Source organism: Lawsonibacter sp. LCP25S3_E2, assembly GCF_052117285.1.
GTDB lineage: Bacteria > Bacillota > Clostridia > Oscillospirales > Oscillospiraceae > Lawsonibacter.
Genome location: NZ_JBQKJL010000013.1, coordinates 55,171 through 78,225 on the forward strand (window position 1 = coordinate 55,171; position 23,055 = coordinate 78,225).

The 23,055-nt window shown below is 58.4% G+C and carries 20 protein-coding genes and 1 tRNA gene; 10 read left to right on the top strand and 11 right to left on the bottom strand.

The window, feature by feature from the left end:
- Positions 1-70 precede the first annotated feature (70 nt).
- Together pckA and rsmA are read right to left on the bottom strand one after the other, a co-directional pair.
- Positions 71-1,678: a phosphoenolpyruvate carboxykinase (ATP) gene (gene pckA, locus ACTQ3R_RS11665; protein ID WP_441779394.1), complete on the bottom strand. Its 1,608-nt coding sequence runs from the start codon at positions 1,676-1,678 to the stop codon at positions 71-73.
- A 148-nt stretch (positions 1,679-1,826) separates the two neighbouring features.
- On the bottom strand, positions 1,827-2,696 hold the full coding sequence (rsmA, locus tag ACTQ3R_RS11670; protein WP_441779393.1) for a 16S rRNA (adenine(1518)-N(6)/adenine(1519)-N(6))-dimethyltransferase RsmA: 870 nt from the start codon (positions 2,694-2,696) through the stop codon (positions 1,827-1,829).
- Positions 2,697-2,904: 208 nt separating this feature from the next.
- Between rsmA and ACTQ3R_RS11675 the strand changes: the two genes are divergently transcribed.
- Both ACTQ3R_RS11675 and deoC read left to right on the top strand, forming a co-directional pair.
- Positions 2,905-2,980: transfer RNA gene (locus ACTQ3R_RS11675), tRNA-Ala, on the top strand.
- A 237-nt stretch (positions 2,981-3,217) separates the two neighbouring features.
- The gene (deoC, locus tag ACTQ3R_RS11680; protein ID WP_441779392.1) at positions 3,218-3,862 is read left to right on the top strand and encodes a deoxyribose-phosphate aldolase; all 645 of its coding nucleotides are present in this window, start codon (positions 3,218-3,220) and stop codon (positions 3,860-3,862) included.
- Between the two features lie 45 nt (positions 3,863-3,907).
- Here the strand turns inward: deoC and ACTQ3R_RS11685 are convergent, their stop codons facing one another.
- The 4 genes from ACTQ3R_RS11685 to pheS form a co-directional block, all read right to left on the bottom strand.
- Complete coding sequence (locus ACTQ3R_RS11685) at positions 3,908-5,287, bottom strand: MATE family efflux transporter (RefSeq protein WP_441792672.1); 1,380 nt, start codon at positions 5,285-5,287, stop codon at positions 3,908-3,910.
- A gap of 71 nt (positions 5,288-5,358) precedes the next feature.
- Positions 5,359-6,387 (bottom strand): threonine aldolase family protein, encoded by a 1,029-nt coding sequence (locus ACTQ3R_RS11690; protein WP_441779391.1) that lies wholly within the window; start codon positions 6,385-6,387, stop codon positions 5,359-5,361.
- Positions 6,388-6,403: 16 nt separating this feature from the next.
- Positions 6,404-9,124, bottom strand: a complete 2,721-nt coding sequence (gene pheT, locus ACTQ3R_RS11695) for a phenylalanine--tRNA ligase subunit beta (protein ID WP_441779390.1) — start codon at positions 9,122-9,124, stop codon at positions 6,404-6,406.
- 18 nt (positions 9,125-9,142) lie between these two features.
- Positions 9,143-10,168 (bottom strand): phenylalanine--tRNA ligase subunit alpha, encoded by a 1,026-nt coding sequence (pheS, locus tag ACTQ3R_RS11700; RefSeq protein WP_441779389.1) that lies wholly within the window; start codon positions 10,166-10,168, stop codon positions 9,143-9,145.
- Between the two features lie 377 nt (positions 10,169-10,545).
- Between pheS and ACTQ3R_RS11705 the strand changes: the two genes are divergently transcribed.
- From ACTQ3R_RS11705 to ACTQ3R_RS11740, 8 genes are all read left to right on the top strand, one after another.
- Positions 10,546-11,916, top strand: a complete 1,371-nt coding sequence (locus ACTQ3R_RS11705; RefSeq protein WP_441779388.1) for a hypothetical protein — start codon at positions 10,546-10,548, stop codon at positions 11,914-11,916.
- 167 nt (positions 11,917-12,083) lie between these two features.
- Positions 12,084-12,812: an ABC transporter ATP-binding protein gene (locus ACTQ3R_RS11710; RefSeq protein ID WP_441779387.1), complete on the top strand. Its 729-nt coding sequence runs from the start codon at positions 12,084-12,086 to the stop codon at positions 12,810-12,812.
- Positions 12,813-12,847: 35 nt separating this feature from the next.
- Positions 12,848-13,765 carry a SufB/SufD family protein gene (locus ACTQ3R_RS11715; protein ID WP_441779386.1) on the top strand — a complete coding sequence of 306 codons (918 nt, stop codon included), beginning with the start codon at positions 12,848-12,850 and terminating at the stop codon, positions 13,763-13,765.
- A gap of 91 nt (positions 13,766-13,856) precedes the next feature.
- Complete coding sequence (locus ACTQ3R_RS11720; RefSeq protein ID WP_441779385.1) at positions 13,857-15,527, top strand: NAD(P)H-hydrate dehydratase; 1,671 nt, start codon at positions 13,857-13,859, stop codon at positions 15,525-15,527.
- Between the two features lie 24 nt (positions 15,528-15,551).
- The gene (locus ACTQ3R_RS11725; RefSeq protein WP_441779384.1) at positions 15,552-16,130 is read left to right on the top strand and encodes a hypothetical protein; all 579 of its coding nucleotides are present in this window, start codon (positions 15,552-15,554) and stop codon (positions 16,128-16,130) included.
- Positions 16,131-16,172: 42 nt separating this feature from the next.
- Entirely contained in the window at positions 16,173-17,321 is a 1,149-nt protein-coding gene (gene alr / locus ACTQ3R_RS11730) for an alanine racemase (RefSeq protein WP_441779383.1), read from the top strand.
- A 291-nt stretch (positions 17,322-17,612) separates the two neighbouring features.
- The gene (locus ACTQ3R_RS11735) at positions 17,613-17,978 is read left to right on the top strand and encodes a type II toxin-antitoxin system PemK/MazF family toxin (protein WP_441779382.1); all 366 of its coding nucleotides are present in this window, start codon (positions 17,613-17,615) and stop codon (positions 17,976-17,978) included.
- Between the two features lie 60 nt (positions 17,979-18,038).
- Positions 18,039-18,578 (top strand): hypothetical protein, encoded by a 540-nt coding sequence (locus ACTQ3R_RS11740; RefSeq protein WP_441779381.1) that lies wholly within the window; start codon positions 18,039-18,041, stop codon positions 18,576-18,578.
- A 71-nt stretch (positions 18,579-18,649) separates the two neighbouring features.
- On the opposite strand, the gene ACTQ3R_RS11745 is transcribed toward ACTQ3R_RS11740, so the two are convergent.
- The 5 genes from ACTQ3R_RS11745 to ACTQ3R_RS11765 all read right to left on the bottom strand — a co-directional run bounded on the left by ACTQ3R_RS11745 (position 18,650) and on the right by ACTQ3R_RS11765 (position 22,984).
- Positions 18,650-19,822 carry a phosphoglycerate dehydrogenase gene (locus ACTQ3R_RS11745; protein WP_441779380.1) on the bottom strand — a complete coding sequence of 391 codons (1,173 nt, stop codon included), beginning with the start codon at positions 19,820-19,822 and terminating at the stop codon, positions 18,650-18,652.
- Positions 19,823-19,860: 38 nt separating this feature from the next.
- Complete coding sequence (serC, locus tag ACTQ3R_RS11750) at positions 19,861-20,946, bottom strand: 3-phosphoserine/phosphohydroxythreonine transaminase (RefSeq protein WP_441779379.1); 1,086 nt, start codon at positions 20,944-20,946, stop codon at positions 19,861-19,863.
- 212 nt (positions 20,947-21,158) lie between these two features.
- Positions 21,159-21,425 carry a pro-sigmaK processing inhibitor BofA family protein gene (locus tag ACTQ3R_RS11755; RefSeq protein ID WP_441779378.1) on the bottom strand — a complete coding sequence of 89 codons (267 nt, stop codon included), beginning with the start codon at positions 21,423-21,425 and terminating at the stop codon, positions 21,159-21,161.
- The gene (locus ACTQ3R_RS11760; RefSeq protein WP_441779377.1) at positions 21,422-21,658 is read right to left on the bottom strand and encodes a DUF2508 family protein; all 237 of its coding nucleotides are present in this window, start codon (positions 21,656-21,658) and stop codon (positions 21,422-21,424) included. Before ACTQ3R_RS11760 ends, ACTQ3R_RS11755 begins: the two co-directional genes overlap by 4 nt.
- A 135-nt stretch (positions 21,659-21,793) precedes the next feature.
- Entirely contained in the window at positions 21,794-22,984 is a 1,191-nt protein-coding gene (locus tag ACTQ3R_RS11765; protein ID WP_441779376.1) for an S-layer homology domain-containing protein, read from the bottom strand.
- Between the last annotated feature and the right edge of the window lie 71 nt (positions 22,985-23,055).

Consider the following 23,055-nt stretch of genomic DNA (forward strand, 5'->3'; position numbering starts at 1 on the left):
GCCCTCACCTCCAGAGCACAAGCAGGGCGCCGCGGAAGCGGCGCCCTGAATGATGTTTTGATTGTTTGGATTACTCAGCCTTGGGGCCAGCAGCAACCAGAGCCTTGCCAGCGTCGTTGGTGGTGTACTTGGCAAAGTTCTTTACGAAGCGGGCAGCCAGATCCTTGGCCTTGGCGTCCCACTCAGAGGGATCGGCATAGGTGTTGCGGGGATCCAGAATGTTGGTGTCCACGCCGGGCAGGGCGGTGGGGACCTCCAGGTTGAAGTAGGGGATGGTCTTGGTCTCAGCCTTGAGGATGGAGCCGTCCAGGATGGCGTCAATGATGCCGCGGGTGTCCTTGATGGAGATACGCTTGCCGGTACCGTTCCAGCCGGTGTTCACCAGGTAAGCCTTGGCGCCGGACTTCTGCATCTTCTTCACCAGCTCCTCACCGTACTTGGTGGGGTGCAGCTCCAGGAAGGCCTGGCCGAAGCAGGCAGAGAAGGTGGGGGTGGGCTCGGTAATGCCGCGCTCGGTGCCGGCCAGCTTGGAGGTAAAGCCGGACAGGAAGTAGTACTGGGTCTGCTCCGGGGTCAGGATGGACACGGGGGGCAGCACGCCGAAGGCGTCGGCGGACAGGAAGATCACGTTCTTGGCGTCGGGACCGGCAGACACGGGCCGGACGATCTTCTCAATGTGGTCGATGGGGTAGGAGACACGGGTGTTCTCAGTGACGGAGCTGTCGTTGAAGTCGCAGTGGCCGTTCTCGTCCACGGTGACATTCTCCAGCAGAGCGTTGCGCTTGATGGCGTTGTAGATGTCGGGTTCGGCATCCTTGTCCAGGTTGATGACCTTGGCGTAGCAGCCGCCCTCGAAGTTGAACACGCCGTTGTCATCCCAGCCGTGCTCGTCATCGCCGATGAGCAGACGCTTGGGGTCAGTGGACAGGGTGGTCTTGCCGGTGCCGGACAGGCCGAAGAACAGGGCGGTGTTCTCGCCGTTCATATCGGTATTGGCGGAGCAGTGCATGGAGGCAATGCCCTTCAGAGGCAGGTAGTAGTTCATCATAGAGAACATACCCTTCTTCATCTCACCGCCGTACCAGGTGTTCAGGATGACCTGCTCACGGGAGGTGATGTTGAAGATGGCCGCAGTCTCGGAGTTGAGGCCCAGCTCCTTATAGTTCTCCACCTTGGCCTTGGAGGCATTGTAGGAGATGAAGTCGGGCTCGAAATTCTGAAGCTCCTCAGCGGTGGGCTGAATGAACATGTTCTTGACGAAGTGGGCCTGCCAGGCTACCTCCATGATGAAGCGGATGGCCATACGGGTGTCCTTGTTGGTGCCGCAGAATACGTCCATCACATAGAGCTTCTTGCCCGACAGCTCCTGAATGGCCAGCTGCTTACAAGCTTCCCAGGCCTTCTGGGAGGCGGGCTTATTGTCGTTCTTAAACTCGTCGGAGGTCCACCACACGGTGTCCTTGGAGTTCTCGTCCATAACAATAAACTTATCCTTGGGGGAGCGGCCGGTGTAGATGCCGGTCATTACGTTGACGGCGCCCAGATCGGTGACCTGGCCCTTGTCATAGCCCTCCAGACCGGGCTTTGTCTCCTCCTCAAACAGGAGCTCATAGGAGGGGTTGTAGACAATTTCAGTCACGCCGGTAATCCCGTACTTGCTCAGATCAATGGTAGCCATTTTGCACGACCTCTTTTCTGTAATGATCTTCCAGCTGCCCCAACCGGGGTCAGGGCGGCGGGAGGAAGTCCTAACCATAACGTACTAATCATACACGGTAAAAAGAATAAAGTCAATTATCTGGGGCGCTGTAATTTTGTTATAGGAATTATTGCTCTTTGCCTATCTGCCCCTCCAGAGCACGGGCAAGGGCAGCAAACTGAGGGATACCCAGCCGTTCGCCCCGCACGTCTCCAGGAAGGCCACAGTTCTGGATGATTTCCAGAAGCTCCTCCTTGGAGAAACGGGAGCCATATGCTGCGCTCAGGGTATTGAGGAGGGTTTTTCTCCGCTGGGCAAAGGCGGCCTTTACCACCCGGAAGAAGGCAGCCGGGTCGTCAATTTCCTCGGGCAGGGGCCTGGGGGTAAGACGCAGGACAGAGGAGGTCACCTTGGGGGCGGGGATGAAGCACTCCGGGGGAACATCGAAAAGAAGTTCCGTCTGGGCGTGAACCTGGCAGTAGAGGGAAAAAGCGCCATAGTCCCCTGTGCCGGGGGCGGCACAGATCCGCCGGGCCACCTCCCGCTGGATCATCACCGTGATGGACTGAAAACACCCCGCCTCCAAAAAGGCGGTGAGCACGGGAGTGGTGATGTTGTAGGGCAGGTTTGCGCAGGCGATGGGGCAGAGACCGGAAAACTTTTCTGCCACCAGGGCAGGAATGTCGGTTTTTAAAATATCCCCTGGGACGATTTCCACGTTGTCCCGGTCGGAAAGGGTCTCCTTCAAAATAGGCAGCAGGGAACGGTCCAGCTCCACAGACACCACCTGATCCGCCAGAAGGGACAGCTCGCGGGTGAGCGGGCCGATGCCAGGGCCAACCTCCAGAACTCCAAAGCCCGGACCCGCCCCGGAAGCGGCGGCAATATCTCGGGGGACCCAGTTCTCAATCAGAAAGTTCTGTCCCATAGACTTGGAAAAGCGAAAGCCATGGCGGGCGAGCAGGGCTTTGATTTGGCTGATATCGCACAGGTTCATAGTGTACTCCTTACAGCTACAAGAATCGTGACACCCGCCTTTTCTGGGAGAAGGGGGTGAAGTAATCCAGATGGGTTTATTTTATTATACCTTTTTTTGGCCATTTGGGCAAATTGAAAAAAATTTCATTTTATGATTGACAAACGGAACGCTTTCTGGTAAGATACTACTTGCGCTGAGCGAGACAAGCTCACCGCGTAAAACATCTGGGGGTATAGCTCAGCTGGGAGAGCGCTTGAATGGCATTCAAGAGGTCAGCGGTTCGATCCCGCTTATCTCCACCAAAAAGACCTGAAATCGTAAGATTTCAGGTCTTTTTTTAGCCATCTCTGTGGTACCCGAGACCGAGGCGCCGGGACAGTAGCCATTGGTGCTGGTTTTGTTCCCTTTTCCCTCTGCCCTGATAAATTTTTGGGGTGTTCCAGATTGATGCTGGACAAAAGTGGCTACACTGGAGTAGAATAAAGGGCATAGAAACACAGCCGGAGCCTGTCTCCGGCAAGGGAGGAAGGGTTGCGCCTATGAATAAGCAGGAAATTCTCAGCCGGGTGGATCATACCATCCTAACCCCCACTGCCACTTGGGAGCAGGTGAAGGCCATCTGTGACGAGGGACTGGAGTATGGCACCGCCTCGGTGTGCATTCCCCCCCGTTATGTGAAAAAAGCGGCGGAGTACGTGGGGAACCGCTTGAAGGTATGTACCGTCATCGGCTTCCCGAATGGTTATTCCACCCCTGAGGTCAAAGTGTTTGAGACGGAGGACGCCATCCGCAACGGAGCGGATGAGATTGATATGGTCATCAACCTGGGGCTGGCCAAGGCCGGTGACTGGGAGGGTGTGCTCCAGGAAATAAAAGCGGTTAAGCTTTCTTGCAAGGGGCGGATTTTAAAGGTCATTGTAGAGGCTTGCCAGCTGACCCAGGAGGAGAAGGTGGCTGTATGCCGGGTGGTCTCCATGTCCGGGGCTGACTTTATTAAGACCTCTACTGGTTTCTCCACCGGGGGGGCCACGGTGGAAGATGTGAAGCTCTTTCGGCAGCACATCAGCCCCGATGTGCGGATCAAGGCCGCCGGCGGCATTCGTACGTTTGAGCAGGCTCAGGCTATGATGGATGCAGGAGCCGACCGCATTGGCGCCAGTGCGTTGGTAGCTCTGGCAAAATAACAGGAAAAGATCCCTCAGCCATTGGCTGGGGGATCTTTTTTGCTGTTAAAGAGAGCAACGGCTCTGTTCCATCAGAATTTCACGGCGCAAAGGCCGGTATACAGTAAAGTACATGGTCAGGCTGCTGGCCAGGCCGCCCACCAGCTGGGAGACTGCCTCTGCAGCAAATACGCCCATGGTACCCATCCAGATGGGCAGGATAACCGTAAGCGGGGCATTGATGATCGCTTTGCGGAGCAGGGAGAAAAAGACTGCCTGCTTGGCATGACTAAGCCCCACAAACACCGCCTGGGCGGCCACCTGGAGGGACATGAAGATGAACAGGCCAAAGTAGACGCGCAGGGCGGGAACGCCCTTTGCAATGACCTCTGGATCATTGTTGAAAATGAAGATAAGAGCCTGGGGGAAGAGCATGGCCACAGTCCAAAAGGCGGCGGCATAGGCCACCGTGACTCCGACGGTAAAGTGGATGGATGTCCGTACCCGTGAGGGCTTGCCTGCCCCATAGTTAAAGCCCATTACCGGCTGGGAGCCGTTGGTCAGGCCGTGGACGGGCATGAGGAAAACCTCACGCAGGGAATTGATGATGGTCATAATGCCTACGTATAGATCTCCGCCCCAGGCCTGAAGGGTGGCGTTGCATACCACCTGAACCAGGCTGTTGGTCATGTTCATAAAGAAGCCGGACAGTCCCAGGGAGATGATCTTTCGTACCCGTTGCCCTTCCAGCCGGAGGGCAGAGGGCTGCAGGCGGATGAGGGCCCGCCGTCCTGTGAGGAATAACAGTACCCAGGCGGCGGAAATTCCCTGAGCAATGACAGTGGCCAGGGCGGCGCCCTCCACTCCCATGTGGAATACAAAAATAAAAAGAGGGTCTAACAGCAGATTCAGTACCGCTCCGATGACCACGGTCATCATTCCCGTAGAGCCAAAGCCCTGGGCATTGATAAACGGGTTCATTCCCAGACTGATCATCACAAAAAGAGTGCCCAGCAGATAGATGGTCATGTATCCATCTGCATAAGGAAAGGTGTTGGCGCTGGCACCGAAGAGGTAGAGAATGGGCTTTTTGAAGGCCATAAAAAAGGCAGTGACCACAGCACCGAATAAAATAAGCAGCGTGAAGGAGTTGCCCATGACCAGCTCGGCTTCTTTTCTGTCACCACGGCCCCGGCAGATGGAAAAGAGGGGGCCGCCTCCGGTACCGCAGAGGTTGGCAAAGCCCATAATGATGGAAACGATGGGGATGGTGATACCCAGACCGGTAAGAGCCAGGTGACTGCTCCCAGGCAGCCGCCCCAGATAGATCCGGTCCACCACACTGTAAAGCACATTGACCAGTTGGGCCGCCGTCATAGGGACGGCCAGAGACATAATGTTGCGGGGAATGCTGCCCTGGGAAAAGTCGTGCTTGTTTTGTGCCACGGCCATTCCTCCTTTCATAACGTGCAGACCGCCGGCGTTTGTTCGCCGGCGGTCTGTAAAAATCATTCAAATCAGAGCGCCTGAATGTCGGCAATCAGGGCGTCAATGTCCTCATCCGTGGTGGACCAGGCCACGCAGAAGCGGACAGCAGTGTGGTCTTCGTCCGTTTTGCACCACCAGCAGCTGGAATAGTTCTTGCTGAGCTGTTCCAGATCCTTATCCGGTAAGATGGGAAACTGCTGATTGGTGGGAGAGGCGATGAGCAGGGGATAGCCCTTGTCCAAAAAGGCCTTTTGCAGACGCATGGCCTGTGCCACAGCCTTTTTGCCGATCTCCTGGTAGAGACCGTCCTCCATCAGGGCCTCAAACTGTACGCCCAGGAGTCTGCCCTTGGCCAGCATGCCGCCCCGCTGCTTGATCAGGTAGCGGAAGTCAGATTTCAGAGCCTCGTTGGTAATGACGACCGCCTCTCCAAAGAGAGCGCCGGCCTTGGTGCCGCCCAGGTAGAACACGTCGCACAGTCTGGCCAGGTCCGGCAGGGTAATGTCCGAGGCGGCCAGGCCGTAGGCGATCCGGGCTCCGTCCAAAAAGAGGGGAATATGATATTTATGGGCGGCCTCGGAGATGGCCTCCAGCTCGCTGAGGGTATAGACAGTGCCCATCTCAGTGGGGTTGGAGAGATAGACCATGCCGGGCTGCACCTTGTGCTCCATGGTGGGGTCGGTATAGTGGGAGTGGCACACCTGCTCAACCTGAGCGGCGGTGAGCTTGCCGTCCTCCGAGGGGACAGCCAGAACCTTGTGACCGGTAGCCTCCACAGCTCCGGTCTCGTGGTCGTTGATGTGGCCCATCGCCGTACTGATCACCCCCTGGTGGGGGCGCAGGGCGGCAGCAATGATCGTCAGGTTGGTCTGGGTGCCGCCCACCAGGAAGTGAACGTCTGCCTGGGGAGCCTGGCAGGCCTGGCGGATCAGCTGGGCGGCATGCGCACAGTGTTCATCCTCCCCGTAGCCGGGGCAGGCCTCCAGATTGGTTTTGATCAGGGCCTCCATTACCTTGGGATGGGCTCCAGTCGCATAGTCACACTCAAAACGCCGCATAGGGTTAAACCTCCTTTTACCGCAGAACAGCGCCGCAGTCCTGCTCCAATACTTCCAGAATGGCTTTCACATCAGCGTCGGCCTCCTCGGCAGTGAGGGAACGGTCGTCCGCGCGAAGAATCAGGTTAAAGGCCACGGACTTCTTGCCTTCGGCCACGCCCTTGCCCCGGTAGATATCAAAGAGGGCAGCTTCCTTCAGAAGTCCACGGGCTCCCTTGCGGATGGCGGCCTCCAGAGCACCCACGGTGACCGCCTCGTCGCACACCACGGCGATGTCACGGGTGACGGCGGGGAACTTGGGAAGGGGGGTGTACTCGGGATCGGCGCCACGGGCATTCATCAGCGCGTCAAAGTTCAGCTCGGCACAGTAGAGCTCCCCATCCACTCCGTAATTCCGGGCCACCAGGGGGTGGATCTGACCGAAGATACCAATACAGTTGCTGCCGGACCACACAGTGGCGCAGCGGCCGGGGTGATAAGAGGCGTCGGAGGGAGCGCCGGTGGGAGCCTCAAAGTGCACATTCTCAGCCCGGATTTCCTTCAGGATGGCCTCGATGGCTCCCTTCATGGTGTAGAAGTCCATATCCTCGCCATAGGCGCCCATGGACAGGACCTTCCGCTCATCGGCCAGGCCGTCCTCGCCGCCGGGGAGATAGATACGGCCCACTTCATAGAGCTTGGCGGACTTGTTGCGGTAGTTATAGTTCCGGGTCAAGATCTCCAGCATGGAGGGCAGAACCGTGGTACGCATGATAGAGGTGTCCTCACCCAAGGGGTTCAGGATCTTAAAGCTCTTCCGGGCGGCGTAATCCGCAGGCCAGAGGATCTTGTCATAATAGGTGGGGGAGATGAAGGAGTAGGTGATGATTTCGTCATAGCCGCAGGACCGGCACACGCTGCCCAGGGTCTGCTCCAGCTTTTGTGCCGGGGAGTAGCCGCCCAGGGTGGTCTGGCCCAGCATCAAGGTGGTGGGAATGTTGTTGTAGCCGTAGAAGCGGGCTACCTCCTCCGCCAGGTCGGCAATGCCCACCACATCGGCACGCCAGGAGGGGATGACCACGGGAGCGGGGCCGTTGGGGAAGTTCTTTTCGGGGGTGCAGATGTCTACCCGCTCCAGATAGCGGTACATATCCACCGGATGGATCTCGGTGCCCAGCAGGGCGTTCACCCGGTCAGGGTCCATGGTGATGGTGCGGGGCTGAGGCACATAGTTAAGGATGTCAATGACACCGTCCAGCACTTCGCCGGCTCCCAGCAGCTCCACCAGCTCACAGGCCCGGTTGACGGCGGGGAGAGTGTTCATGGGGTCCAGGCCCTTCTCAAACTTGGCGCTGGCCTCGGTGCGCATGCCCAGGGCCAGAGCACCCTTGCGGATGCAGGTGCCGTCAAAGCAGGCGGACTCGAAGACCACGTCGGTGGTGTCATCCACGATCTCGCTGTTCTCGCCGCCCATAATGCCTGCCAGGCCCACGGCGCGGGTCTCGTCGGCGATGACCAGATGGTTGGCGGTGAGCTTACGCACCTGGCCGTCCAAAGTGGTGAGCTCCTCACCCTCCTCGGCCCGGCGCACGATGATCTTGCCGCCCTTCACATAGCGGTAGTCAAAGGCGTGCATGGGCTGGCCGTACTCCAGCATGACATAGTTGGTGATGTCCACGATGTTGTTGATGGGGCGCACGCCCATGGCGCGCAGACGCTCACGCATCCACTTGGGGGAGGGGGCGATCTTCACATTGCGCACCATCCGGGCGGTGTACCGGGGGCACAGGTCCGCGGCGGGAGTTTCCACGTCCAGAAGCTCCACTAGATTGCCCTCAGCGCCGCCCTTGACCACCGGCTCGTGGAGGCGCAGGGGCACCTCATAGGTGGCAGACACCTCACGGGCCAGACCGATGACGGACAGGCAGTCGGGGCGGTTGGGGGTGATTTCAAACTCCACCACATGATCGTCGGCGCCGATCACGGGCTTCAGGTCATCGCCGGGCTTCACGCCCTCCTCGTGGAGAATGAAGATGCCGTCGGGGATACAGTGGGGGAACTCGGCCTGCTGGGCGCGCAGGTCCTCCAGGGTGCAGATGTGCTCCTTCTTGGTATCCAGGGCCACCAGGTCACCGGCGTGGAGGTTGGCGCAGTTGGTGGATACGGAGACGGAGCCGCTGCCCACCTCACAGGCTGCGGTGTAGGCGTTGACCCCGTCGCAGCGCACGGCGGTGATCCGGGCACAGACTACGCTGCCGAAGATCTTGTGGCCGGGCTGGATGTCCGCGGGGATGGAGGGCTTGTCCTTGTCCAGGGGGTGGTAGTCGTTCAAAAGGGCGGCGGGGGTGATGACGGCGTAGGGGAAGTCACGGGTGTCCAGCCCAAGCTCGGAAAGGCCGCACATCATGCCGTTAGATACCACGCCGCGCAGCTTGCCCTTTTCGATCTTCTTGCCGCCGGGAAGGGTGGACTTGTGCAGGGCCACAGGGACCATGTCGTCGGGGTGGATGTTCCAAGCACCGGTGACGATCTGAACCGGTTCGGCCTGGCCCACGTCGATCTGACACACCCACATGTGGTCAGAGTCAGGGTGGCGCTCCATGGACAAAATCTTGCCCACCACCACGTTGGAAATCTCCTCCCCCAGGTCATGGGTCAGCTCCACCTTGGAGCCGGAGAGGGTCATAGCCTCGGCAAAGTCTTTATCATTGGCATCGACGGTGACAAACTCGCCCAGCCATTTTCTGCTTAAATTCATTGCTTCTAATCTCCTCTCTTAGAACTGCTCCAGGAAGCGCACGTCGTTTTCAAAAATCAGGCGCAGATCGGCGATTTTAAAGCGGCGCATGGCGGTACGCTCCAGGCCGATGCCAAAGGCCCAGCCGGAGTACTCGTTGGGGTCGATGCCGCTCATCTCCAGCACACGGGGGTGAATCATCCCCGCGCCCAGCAGCTCGATCCAGCCCTCGCCCTTACAGGTGGGGCAGCCCACGCCGCCGCACTTGTGGCACTGTACGTCCATCTCGCAGGAGGGCTCGGTAAAGGGGAAGTGGTGGGGACGGAAGCGGGTCTTGGTGCCCTTGCCGTAGAGCTGCTCCACCACGGTGTTGAGGGTGCCCTTCAAATCGGCCATGGTGACGTTCTTGTCGATGACCATGCCCTCCACCTGGTGGAACATGGGGGAGTGGGTGGCGTCCACCTCGTCCTTACGGTATACCCGGCCGGGGGCGATGATGCGGATGGGCAATTCCATGGTGTCCATGGCCCGGACCTGCATGGGGCTGGTCTGGCTGCGGAGCATCACCCGGCTGTCCTCGTCAAAATAGAAGGTGTCCGACCAGTCACGGGAGGGGTGGCCCTCCTCGGCGTTGAGGCGGTCAAAGTTAAGCTCAGCCAGCTCCACCTCGGGGCCGTCCAGAACCGTGAAGCCCATACCCACGAAGATGTCCTTGAGCTCGTCCAGAGCGATATACATGGGGTGCTTGTGGCCCAGCTTTACCGGCTTGCCGGGGACAGTCACGTCCAGGGCCTCGTCCCGGAGGCGCTGCTCCAAGGCCTTGGCCTCCAGCTTTTTGGAGGTCTCCTCAATGGCCCCCTCCAGGGCGGCGCGGACCTCGTTGGCCAGCTGACCCATGGCGGGGCGCTCCTCGGCGGAGAGCTTGCCCATCTGCTTCAAAACAGCGGTGAGCTCGCCTTTCTTGCCCAGGTACTTGACCCGCAGTTCGTCCAGAGCGGCCAGGTCCTGGGCCTCTTCAAAGGCGGCGAGGGCCTGGGCGCGGATGTTTGCTAACTGTTCTTTCATCTGCGTTCTTCCTTTCAGATGTATATTTGTCATTTTGGCAGCAAAAAAGCCTTTCCTCCCAACATTCTGGGACGAAAGGCAAAGCTTCCGCGGTACCACCCGCATTCGCGCACAGGGCGCGCACTTAAAACCCCGGTAACGGCGGGTCAGGCCGTCCCCCTCTCAGGGGCCGCTCCCGGGCGAACCAAGCGAACTTCCTCTGAGGCGGCTTTCAGCCGACGACCGCCCCTCTCTGATGAGTTTGCTGCGCTATTTTCCCGTTCCACGCATTTCAGTATCCTTATATATATCACAAATCTTCTTGAGTTGCAAGGGGAAAAGGGATATAATGAAAAAAGAAAGCCGAAAAACTGCATTTCCGGGAAAGGAGACGCGCTATGAAGAAGGTTCTCAGCTTTGCCCTTGCCCTGGTCCTCACCGCCGGCCTTACTGTGAACGCCTACGCGGCAGAGGAGGTCATCGGCCACGCCCTCTATACCGACATTGTGACAGAAATTGACGGTCGTCCCATCGCCTCCTATAACGTAGGGGGCCGTACTGCCGTGATGGTGCAGGACCTGAACTGGTATGGGCTTTATGTCTACTGGAATGAAGCGGCACGGGCGGTCTACGTCTGGCCTGAAAGCGGGCGCCCCGGCGGTGTGAGTGTGGAGACGCCGGAGTATGTTCCCCAGCCTCCCGAGGGCAAGGTGGGCGAAGCCGCCTACCCCATCTACGCCTCCGACATAAAGGTCTATGTGGCGGGGGAGGAGAAGGAGTCCTTCAACATCGGGGGCCATGTGATGGTTTACCTCTCCGATCTTCTGCCCTACGGGGAGCTGAACTGGAACGAGGAGGAAAAGCTTGCCCAGTTCCAGGTGGCCGAGGACCCGGTCAAGCTGGCCATGGACCGGCTGGAGGAGAACGTATACTCCCCGGAGCATGTCGCTTTGCATAACGGAACAATCACCTATTATGAAGGGGGCCATGGGACCCTGGCCGTGATACTCGAGGGGGGAACCATGCACGGGAGCTCTTGTACGATGCTCTATGTGGACCGCAGCGGCAAGCAGACCTGGATTGACCAGTTGCTGCCCTACTATCCCTTCGGACAGGAGTTCTACCTGGAGCCCAGAAACATCTCCTTTGATGCCACCGGAGAGAAAATCATCTTTATCACCCCCATTAAAGAGCTGTATGAAGACATGTCGGAGAACATTTGGGGGGACAGTCTGTGTGTGTTTGATACCGGGAGCGGACGGATGACCACTATGCAGCCGCTGGGCGAGCCGCTGGAGTCGTGGTCGGTCACCTGCGATTCCTATGATGAGGAACGCGTTACCCCCGGAAAGCCGCTGGAAGTCGTAGTGTCCAGGGAGATCGGATCGACGGAGGCGAAAATTCAATCAGCGCAGCTTCCCTGGAAGAACTTGCAAGTGACGGTGAGCAGCGGGGAAGTTAAAATCGTGCTCATTGGAGATAGCTTTGTGGACGATAACTCGCCCTATTCCCAGGCTTTTAGGGCCCTGCAGGCGATGGGACTGCCTGATGTGTCCAAGGAAGGCTTTGTCCTAGAGAACAGCGAGGAACAGCAGAAGCAGACCAGCCCCTACTGTATGATTGACACCAACCGGGGCCTGATCACAGGCGTGTGGTGGTGGAACCACGGCAATGGCCATATGGATTTGGTGTGTACCTTTGATGACAACGTGGGGCTGAGAGAGGGGGATGAGATCCGGCTTCTGGTTGGAACTCGTGAAGAAAATTAAAACCTACAAAAATAGTAGGAAAAAGGATTTACAAATCCTTCCCCATATGGTAGAATAGGGGCGCCTTGAAGGACAAGGCGCCCCTGCCCGGTTTGTCCGGGCAAAATTTGGGGCACAATGACAGAGAAAACCGGCCCCGCCGGAAGGATCATACGGAGGAGATTTACATGCTGGAATTGCAGCACATCAGCTATGATGTGGAGCAGGATGGGGATAACAAGGGAATCCTGCATGACATCAGCCTGACCATTAACGAGCGCTTTGCGGCCATCACCGGCCCCAATGGGGGCGGCAAGTCCACCCTGGCCAAGATCATTGCCGGAATTCTGACCCCTACTCAGGGAAAGATTCTCCTGGATGGAGAGGACATTACCGGCCTCAATATTACCGACCGGGCCCGCCGGGGCATCAGCTTTGCCTTCCAGCAGCCGGTGCGCTTTAAGGGACTGACGGTGAAGGACCTGATCACCCTGGCCAGCGGGAAGAACATCGGCGTGCCCGAGGCCTGCAACTACCTGTCTGAGGTGGGCCTGTGCGCCAAGGATTACATCGACCGGGAGGTGGATGCCTCTTTGTCCGGCGGTGAGCTTAAGCGCATCGAGATCGCCATGATCATGGCACGGGGAACCAAGCTCTCCGTCTTTGACGAGCCGGAGGCGGGCATCGACCTGTGGTCCTTTACCAACCTGATCCAGGTCTTTGAGCATCTGCATGAGAAGATCAATGGCTCCATCCTCATCATTTCCCATCAGGAGCGGATCTTGAACATCGCCGACCGGATCATCGTCCTGGCCGATGGAAGGGTGCAGAAGGACGGCCCCCGGAAAGATATCCTGCCCACGCTGCTGGGCCAGACCCCGGATGTGTGCAGCGCCCTTACCGGTAAGGTGCGCTGAACGAACGATACGTTCCCAAGGAGGAATTGGAAGCTATGGACGCAATTCAAAAGAGCCTGCTGGAGCAGGTAGCCGATCTGCATGAGGTCCCCGAGGGGGCCTATAACATCCGGGCCAACGGCCAGAAGGCCGCCCGGAACACCACTGCCAACATCGACATTGTCTCCAAAGAGGATAAGGACGGCATCGACATTATCATTAAGCCCGGCACCAAGAACGAGTCTGTCCATATCCCTGTGGTCCTCAGCCAGAGCGGCCTTCAGGAGACGGTATATAACGACTTTTTTATCGGGGACGACTGTGACATCACCATCGTGGCCGGCTGCGGCATTCACAACTGTGGTGTGCAGAACTCCGAACACTCCGGTATCCACACCTTCTACGTGGGCAAGAACGCCCGAGTGCACTATGTGGAGCGCCACTACGGTGAGGGGGACGGCATGGGGGAAAACATCATGAACCCCACCACTGTGGTAGAGATGCAGGAGGGCAGCTACATGGAGATGGAGACCACCCAGATCAAGGGCGTGGACTCCACCGTCCGCACCACACGGGCCACCCTGGGCCCCGCTGCCACCCTGATCATCAAGGAGAAGGTCATGACCCACGGCAAGCAGCTGGCTAAGTCCGACTTCACCGTGGACCTCAACGGCGAGGGCTGCCACACCAACGTGATCTCCCGGTCTGTGGCCAAGGGGGAGTCCAAGCAGGTATTCCTGGCCCGCATCAACGGCAACGCCGCCTGCTACGGCCACTCTGAGTGCGATGCCATCATCATGGACAAGGGCGTGGTGTCCGCCATTCCTGAGGTCACCGCCAATTGCCTGGACGCCCAGCTCATCCACGAGGCGGCCATCGGTAAGATTGCCGGCGAGCAGCTGACCAAGTTGATGACCCTGGGCCTCACAGAAAAAGAGGCCGAGGAGCAGATTGTCAACGGATTCCTGAAATAATTTAACATACCGGAGGAGGGCTTTTTGAGAGCCCTCCTCTTTTTTTTGCCTGGGAAATGTGCTAGAATGGCGAAAAAAGGAGGGGAGCAATATGCTTGCTACAACTGCCCAGATGAAAGAGCTGGACCGCATTGCCATTGAGGAGCGGGGCATCCCCTCCCTGGAACTGATGGAGCAGGCCGCCTATGCCGTGGCCCAGGAGGTAGTAAATCTGGTAGGGCCGGTTCAAAACCGCACCGGCCCGGTGGGGACGACCTCCTTTCTGTTTATGACCCGGACGGGGGAGGAACCTACCCAGGAGGAGCAGGGGGAGATCGAGGAACTGCAGAGCATTGTGGAGTCCAAAAACACCGACCCCACTGCGCGCATCGCTGCCTTCTGCGGCCCCGGCAACAACGGCGGGGATGGTATTGCCGCCGCCCGGCTGCTCTTGGAGGCGGGGTACCGGGTGCGCGCCTTCCTCATTGGGGACCGGGCTAAAATGACCCCCGATGCACGGACCATGGAGGAGAAGCTGAAGGCTGCGGGAGGGGAGCTGGAGCCCCTGGACCTGGAGGACCTTCGTACCAGCACCTGGCTTTCTACCTGCGACTGCTTTGTGGATGCCCTGTTTGGGGTGGGCCTGAAGCGGCCTTTGGCAGGAGAGTTTCTGGCTGTGGTGAAGTGGCTCAATGCCCGGCGTACGCCAGTGGTGGCCTGCGACCTGCCCTCGGGTGTGGAGGGAGACACGGGCGAAATTCTGGGGGACGCGGTTCGGGCCAGCGTAACGGTGACCTTTACCTGCGCCAAGCCCGGCCTCTATCTGGACGCGGGGGCCGGCCGGGCTGGGAAGGTGAAGGAGGCCAACATTGGGATTCCCCCGGAGCTGGTTCACCAGAAGATTTGGCGCAGACCCGACGGTACCGATCTTATGCCCGACTATATGCACAGCTATCTCCCCAAGCGTCCGGCGGACGGCCATAAGGGGGACTTTGGAAAGATTTTTGTTCTGGCCGGCAGCGAGGGCTACACCGGTGCTCCGGTCCTGGCCGCAAGAGGGGCTTTACGCATGGGGGCGGGACTTGTCTTTTTGGGCGTGCCACGGGAAATTTACTCCATCGTGGCCGTCAAGTGCGACGAGGCCATGCCCTTCCCTCTGCCGGAGCGGTATGAGGAAATCTTGGAGAAAGCCAGAGGGTGTGACGTGGCTCTGATCGGCCCCGGCCTGGGCCGCCGCCCCAAGACCGAGAAGCTGGTGCGCGCCCTGCTGGAGGATCTGGACATCCCCGTGGTGCTGGATGCCGATGGCATAAATGCCCTGTGCGGGCATATAGATATTCTGGACAAACGCTCCGCTCCCACCGTCCTTACCCCCCACGCCGGGGAGTTTGCCCGGCTCACCGGCTGCCCGCTTCCGGTGCGGGACCGGCTGGCCGCTGCCCGCGCCTTTGCCAAAGAGCACCACTGTACCTTGGTGCTCAAAGGCCGCGGGACGGTGACCGCCGAATGGTCCGGCAAGTGCTGGGTCTGTGGTACTGGGAATCCAGGAATGGCCAAAGGCGGTTCGGGGGATGTGCTGTCCGGCATGATCGCTGCCCTGTGGGGCCAGAAGCACCTTCAGGGTCCCCATAGCAGCTTTTCAGAGCTGGCCGCCTGGGCGGTGTGGTTTCATGGAAAAGCGGGGGACAAATGTGCCAAAAAGCTGGGGGAGTATGCCATGCTGCCCAGTGACCTGGTGGAAGCCATCCCGGAGGTTTTGCGGGAAAATACCGAACAGTCCTGATTCCAGAAATTTGGAGGGAACACCGTGCGCAAACTGCTGTTTTGCGTACCAATGATGCTGCTTCTCGCCGGGTGCACCCCGGCGAAGGTGAGCCAGGCGGAGGAACTGACCCTGGGGCTCCGGGGAGAGTATCTGGAGATGACCGCCTGCTCGACCCATCTGTCCGTTTCTGCCGACTATGGCCAGCGGGTCTATTCATATGAGATGGACGCTGCCCTGGAGGAAGAGGAGCTGACGCTTACCCTTACTGCCCCGGAGACTGTGGCAGGCATGACCGCCCGTCTGGATGGGGAGACAGGGACGTTGGAATATGATGGGGTGTGGGTGGAGACCGGAACGCTGGATGACAATGGACTTACCCCCCTGGGTGCTTTTTCTGCCATGCTGGAGGCTGCACGAGGGGGCTATATCACCGCCTGTGCCTTGGACGAAGAAGAAAATCTTCTCCGGGTAGACTGCGGCGACCCCACGGCCAGCCCAGGAAAGGGGCGGGAGGTCACCTTGTGGTTTGAACCGTCCACCCGGAACCTGGTACGGGGCGAAGTGAGCGTGGATGGGTTCCGTGTGATTTTGTGTGAGTGCACCGACTTTGTAAAAAGCTGACCCTGTAAACCATGGGCCGGTATCATAAAAAGAGGGATTGCTATGTTGGACAGAAGAGAACTGCGGACCTGGGCGGAAATCGACTTGGATGCCCTGGCGCACAATTACCGTGCCCTGCGCGCTATGCTGCCCCAAGGATGCCGCTTTGCCGGATTGGTGAAGGCGGATGCCTATGGCCATGGGGCAGTGCCTGTGGCCAAAAAGCTGGAGCAGCTGGGAGCGGATATGCTGGCGGTGGCCTGTGTGGACGAGGGAGAGCAGCTGCGCCGGGCAGGGATCTCCCTGCCTATCCTGTGCCTGGGTCAGACACCTGAGGCGCTGGGAGAGGAGCTGCTCCAATGGGACGTCACCCAGGAAGTGGAGGACCTGGAGACGGCCCAGGCCTTTTCTGAGATTGCCCAGAGACAGGGAAAGAAGCTGAAGGTCCACATCAAGGTGGACACCGGCATGGGGAGACTGGGCTTTCGCTGGGAGGACGGGGACAACACCGCCGTGGCCCAAGAGATGGCCCAGGTGTGTGCCCTGCCCGGCCTGGAGGTGGAGGGGATGTTCACCCATTTTGCCGCCGCCGACGGGGATGAAAGCTATACCATGGCCCAGTTTACCCGTTTCCTGGATGCGAAGAAGGCCATGGAGGAGCGGGGCATCCACCTGAAAATTTACCATTGCGGGGCCAGCTCCGCTGTGTTACACTATCCCTGTACCTATCTGGACATGGTCCGGCCGGGCATCGTCCTGTACGGATACTATACCGACGAAGAGAGCCAGGGGCTGGATGGTCCGGGCCTCATCCCGGTAATGCGGCTGAAAAGCCGGGTGGCCGCGGTGCGCACCATGCCTGCTGGAGCTAAAGTGAGCTATGGCTGCACCGCTGAGCTTAAGCGCCCATCCCGTCTGGCGGTACTGCCCATCGGTTATGGAGACGGCCTGCCGCGGGTATTGTCCAATCAGTTTACAGTCATGGTAGCGGGCAAGCCCTGCCCCATTGTGGGCCGGATCTGCATGGATATGTGCATGGCCGATGTTACCGATCTGCCTCAGGTAAAGGCTGGGGATGTGGCAGAGATCTATGGGCCCGGCCTCACGGACGAGGCTGCCCGGTTGGCCGGTACCATTTCTTATGAATTGCTGTGCCACGTGGCTCCCCGTGTTCCGCGGATCTATTGGGAGAATGGGCAGCGGTTACAATGAATTTTTAGAAAAACACACCCGGACAGGCCGCTTGAATGCCTGTCTTGCTCCGTGACCGAAGGTGTGCGCCTCACATAGGATGACATGGAGCACAGGGAAATCTTTTCTCTGGGACAAAGGCGCGGCGGGCTCATGGAGTGGGCCAAAGGCCGGTTGCGGCCACATGATGGCCCAAATTCTCGCCCCGGACAGGTATAAATCCCGCCGCCCCGTGGGAGAATCATAGTACAGCGTTACATAGACCCTTCGGCCGGTAACGCGGTGCTATCTTCCAGCGGAGTGTGAATATACTTGGATAACAATGTGAAACGAGGCGACATTTTTTACGCCGATCTCAGCCCGGTGGTGGGCAGCGAGCAAGGGGGCGTGCGCCCCGTGCTCATCGTACAGAACGACACTGGCAACCGTCACAGTCCAACGGTCATTGCCGCGGCCATTACCTCCCAAACGGGAAAGGCCCGGCTGCCGACCCACATTTCAGTTTCTCCCCTCAGCTGCGGACTGCCCAAGGAGTCTGTCATCCTGCTGGAGCAGGTACGGACGCTGGATAAGCGCCGCCTGCGGGAAAAAATGGGACGGCTGGACGAGACGGTCATGCACCAGGTGGATGCAGCCATTGCTGTGAGCTTTGGCCTCCACCCGGAGACGCTGGTGTAAACACAACAACGGCCCCTGCCTTTGGCCGGGGCCTACATAGGGCAAAAGGAGAACATACCAATGAACAAAATCAGAAAGCAGTGGACCATTCGTCTGGGTGCCTTGACCCTGACGGCCCTGTGTCTGGGCACCGGCGCGGCTCTGGCTGCGGGCGGAGATCAGAACGATCCTCTGGTTACCCTGAGCTACCTTAATGAGACCGCCATTCCCCAGGTGGTAAAGCAGGTGGAGAACAGCACGGCTACCCGGCAGAAGGAGCTGGAGGAGAGCTTTTCCCATCAGATCAGTCAATATCTCCTCCAGGCTGGCCAGGGGGGACAGGGAGGTGGCTCCAGCGCGGGCTACACGCTGGTCACCATGACCAGCGGCCAGGTGATGCACCTGGATGTGGGGTGTGAGGTACTGCTGCGGGTGGGAAGCGCTACCGTTCAGTCCTCCGACAGTCCTGCCCTGATCGATCTGACCGCAGGCGGAACCGTGAACAGCGGTACCGCTTTGTCCAAAAATCATCTCTACATGTCTACCATTGAGGGCCGCACCCTCTCCGCCACCGCTGGAACGGTAAAGGTTCTGGTCCGGGGCGGATATACCGTCGTGTAACAAGTGACAGTATGCAAAAAATCCTCAGCCCATCGGGCTGAGGATTTTTTCATGGAAAACGGACATGGGGCTTAGTGGTTCAGTACCCGGACCCGAATCATATTGGGGATGGCACGCAGCTCGTTGGCCACCTCGTCGGTGATGCGGGTGTTCACATCCACCAGAGTATAGGCATAGTCCTTTTTGGACTTGTTGGTCATGTTCTCCACGTTGATGTTGTCATCAGAGAGCACGCCCATGATCTGGGTCAGCATGGCAGGGACGTTTTTGTGGATCATGCACAGCCGGGCAATGCCGCTCCAGTCCTGAGAAACATTGGGCAGATTCACCGAGTTTTTGATGTTGCCGTTGAGCAGGTAGTCCTGGAGCTGGCGTACAGCCATTACAGCGCAGTTGGCCTCGCTCTCAGGGGTAGAGGCACCCAAGTGGGGCAGAGCGATGACATTCTTTACCCCAGCGATGCGTGCGTTGGGGAAGTCTGTGACGTAGCGGGCTACCCGGCCAGACTCCAGGGCAGCGATCATATCCTCGTCATTGACCAGCTCACCACGGGCCAGATTCAGCACCCGCACCTGGCCTTTCATCTTAGCGATGGCCTCGGCATTGATGGTGTCCTTGGTGGAGCTGTTGTAGGGGACGTGGATGGTGACATAGTCGGCTACCTTATAAAGCTCATCCACATTCTGGACCACATGGACGTGGCGGTCCAGGCGCAGAGCGGTGTCCACAGACAGGAAGGGGTCATAGCCATATACGTCCATGCCCAGATCCAGAGCCACATTGGCCACCAGTACGCCGATGGCGCCCAGGCCGATGACACCCAGGGTCTTGTGGTAGAGCTCAGGGCCCACAAAGGCGCTCTTGCCCTTTTCCACCGCAGCGGCCACGTCCACATTGGGAGTGTGGACCTGCTCCTGAACCCACTCGGCTCCGCCCAGCACGTCCCGAGAGGCGATGAGCATAGCGGCAATGACCAGCTCCTTGACGGCATTGGCGTTGGCGCCGGGGGTGTTGAACACCACGATGCCGTTTTCCGAGCAGCGGTCAATGGGGATGTTGTTGGTGCCGGCTCCCGCCCGTGCAATGGCGCGCAGGGCATCGGGGAAGACATAGTCATGCATGGCGGCGGACCGGACCAGGATACCGTCCTCGTTTTCCAGGTCATCTCCCACCTGGAAACGGCTCTGATCCAGGTGGGAAAGCCCCACGGAGGAAATCTTATTTAACGTTTTAATGCGGTACATATTCTATCACCTAGCTATCTTTCTATGGCAGAAACGTGTCAGTTGTTTTGATCAAAGGCGCGGATGAAGTCACACAGCTTTTCTACGCCTTCCACGGGCATGGCGTTGTAGATGCTGGCCCGCATGCCCCCTACCTTCCGGTGACCCTTCAGGTTGACAAAACCGGCGGCGGTGGCCTCCTGGACAAACTTGGCGTCCAGCTCCTCGCTGCCTGTGCGGAAGGTTACGTTCATGCCGGAGCGGGAGCCCTTCTCTGCGTGGCACCGGAAGAGACGGGAGTTGTCCAGCGTATCATAGAGCATATTGGCCCGCTGCCACTTCAGCTTTTCCATGCCTTCCAGGCCGCCTTGCTCTGCCACCCAGTCCAGGGTGAGGCCCAGCATGTAGATACACCAGCAGGGGGGCGTATTGTACATGGAATCCTTGTCGATCATGGTCTGATAGTTCATCATCAGCGGGGTGTAGGGCAGCTCATGGCCGGCCAGATCCTTTTTGATGATGACTACCGTGAGGCCTGCGGGAGCCATGTTCTTCTGGGCACCGGCATAGATAAGGCCAAATTTGGACACATCCACAGGCATGGACAGAATGTCAGAGGACATGTCGCACACCAGGGGAACCTTGCCAGTTTCGGGAACATAGTCCCACTCGGTGCCGTAGATAGTGTTGTTGGCACAGTAGTAGAAGTAGCTGGCCTCCGGGTCCAGCTTGATCTGCTCCTGGCGGGGGATATAGCAGTGATCCCGGTCGGCAGAGGAGACAGCCAGGTTGATCTGGCCGTACTTCTGAGCCTCTTTATAAGCAAGGTTGGAGAAGTTGCCGGTGACGGCGTAATCCGCCTTTCCGGTTTTGCTGATGAGATTGAGGGGGATCATGGAGAACTGGCCGGAAGCCCCGGTCTGGAGAAACAGGATCTGATACCCCTCCGGCACATTCATCAGCCGGCGCAGCTTATCCTGGGTCTCCTCAAAAATCTTCACAAAGACCTTAGAGCGGTGACTCATCTCCATCACTGACATACCAGAGCCTTGGTAGTTGGTGATTTCTGACCCGGCACGCTCCAGTGCGGACAGAGGGAGCATGGAAGGGCCGGCGGAGAAGTTGTAAACACGCTGGTCGCTCATTTGGGAGAACCCCTTTCATAAAAAATATAAAAATGCCCCACTCCACGAAAGAGTGGGGTATTTTCATATTATAGAGAGGAAAAGGATGGGTGTCAATGGCCTGTGGTTGTCAAAACCACCGAAGAATTTGGCTAATCTTGCTGTGCTTTTGCAAAAAAGACGTCAGAGTGCAAAGCTGTTTTCAGCCTGTGAACAGGACACTTCCGCCGGTGTTATTTCAAAACCCACTGCATCATCATAAGAAGTCCCAGTCCAGGGGCACCCAACAACCCCAGCACCAGGGCATTGACCAGGTTTACGCCCAGGCTTACACCGATCAGATGCCCCACCTGGGAGAGAAGTGCAAGCACAGCCAGCCCCACTCCGGACCGCAGCAGCAGACGCAGGAGAAGAGCCACAGGGCGGCGCAGGAGAAGCAGGGCGGCACACAGGACCAGTCCAGCCAAGCACCAGGCCGCATATCCTGGCAGGGGGTTCATCTGGCTCCCTCCAGTTCCTTGAAGCGGCGGATGAGGTAGTTGTACCTGGCGTGGAGGGAGTTGATTTCAAATACGTAGGATTCGATGAGATCTCCATCGCAGGTGGTGTTAAAGCCGCCGTAGGCTTGGTGGATCAGTGCCTGTGTGCTGGAAAGGGCGTTCATAAGGTCCTGCCGCTCTTGCTCCAGGGCGCGGCTGCGGCGGGGGATAGATTTGTGCCGGGACAGTTGCATGGGTGGCCCTCCTTCCCTAGGTTTAGTATTATTTTATGGATAGTTTGGACAAATATTCCAGCCTTTAATCCTCTTAGAACAGAAAAAAGCCTGCCGCTTGGATGAGCGGCAGGCGAAACGAAAGCACGGGGGAGTTCAGCGCCGGGAGAAGACACCGTCATAGGTATAGAGCACCATAGCCATTTGGCTGCGGGTGACGCTGACGCTGGGGTTGAGGGTGTTGCCGGGGACAGTGGGAAGAATACCGTTGCCCACGGCCCACTCCATGCCCTGCTTGGCCCACAAGGAGACGTTGTCTCCATCTGAGTAAGCGGACAAATCACCCTGCTGGGATACATCGATGCCAGAGTATTTGGCAAACTGATAGAGAATCAGTGCCATTTGCTGCTGGGAGAGGGGGGCATCGGGAGCGAAGGAATTGGTGGACAGACCGGTCATGATCCCGTTTTGACAACACCAGGAGACTGCATCGTAGTACCAGGCCGAGGGGTCCACATCAGGGAAGGAACAGCCGCGGGCCGTCAGACTTCCGCCCATGCGCCAGAGGGTCTGGGCCAGCTGGGCACGGGTAAAGAGACCATCGGGCTGAAATACGCCGTTGCCCGTGCCGGAAAAATATCCCTGGGAGAGAACATACTCCACTGCCTTATAGTAGGGAGAGTCGGGGGAGATATCACTGGGGGGCAGAGCCTTCCCATAGATTCGTACATAGTAGGACAGAGTCTGCTCCTGGCCTCCGGCGGGGGAGTAGCGGAGGCTTACAAGACACAAGGGGAAATCTTGAACGTGGCCGGAGAGGCCCAGATAAGAGGAACTGCCACTGAGAGTGCGCAGGTTAGCCGCCTGTTGACTGCCCTGAAGAAGCGTCTGGGCGGAGAGAATATAGGTTTGTCCGGCCAACAGCTTTTGGGATGTCGTGGAGCGCTGGAGAACCACGGAGGACTGAGGCGCCAGATAGTCCCAGACAGGGGCGGCATCATTCCGAGGCAGCTCATAGATCCCGTCTGCGTTCAGGTCCGTGAGGTAGTCCACCGTAATCCAAACAGAACCCACCTTTGGCTGGATGTAGAAGCTGGCATCCTCTGTGACCTGGTTCAGGGAGCAGTCTACCTGGACCACCTCGCCGGGCTGAAAGCGCCCGCTGGAGTCCTGACTGTATAGCTGCACGGAAAGATCAGTTTGAGGAAAAGCCATGTCGGCAGCATCAATATAAAAGGTAGAAAAGACGCCGGAGCCGGCTGTATCTGCGGCAAAGCAGGGAACCACAGACGAGGCCATCAGCAAAGCGCTGAGAACCAGACAGTGCCATCGTCTTTGCCATTTCATAAGGAAAACCCCTTTTCTGGAAAATTACATGTGAGAAAAACACTTTGTGGAGCTATTATATCCGCTCAAGG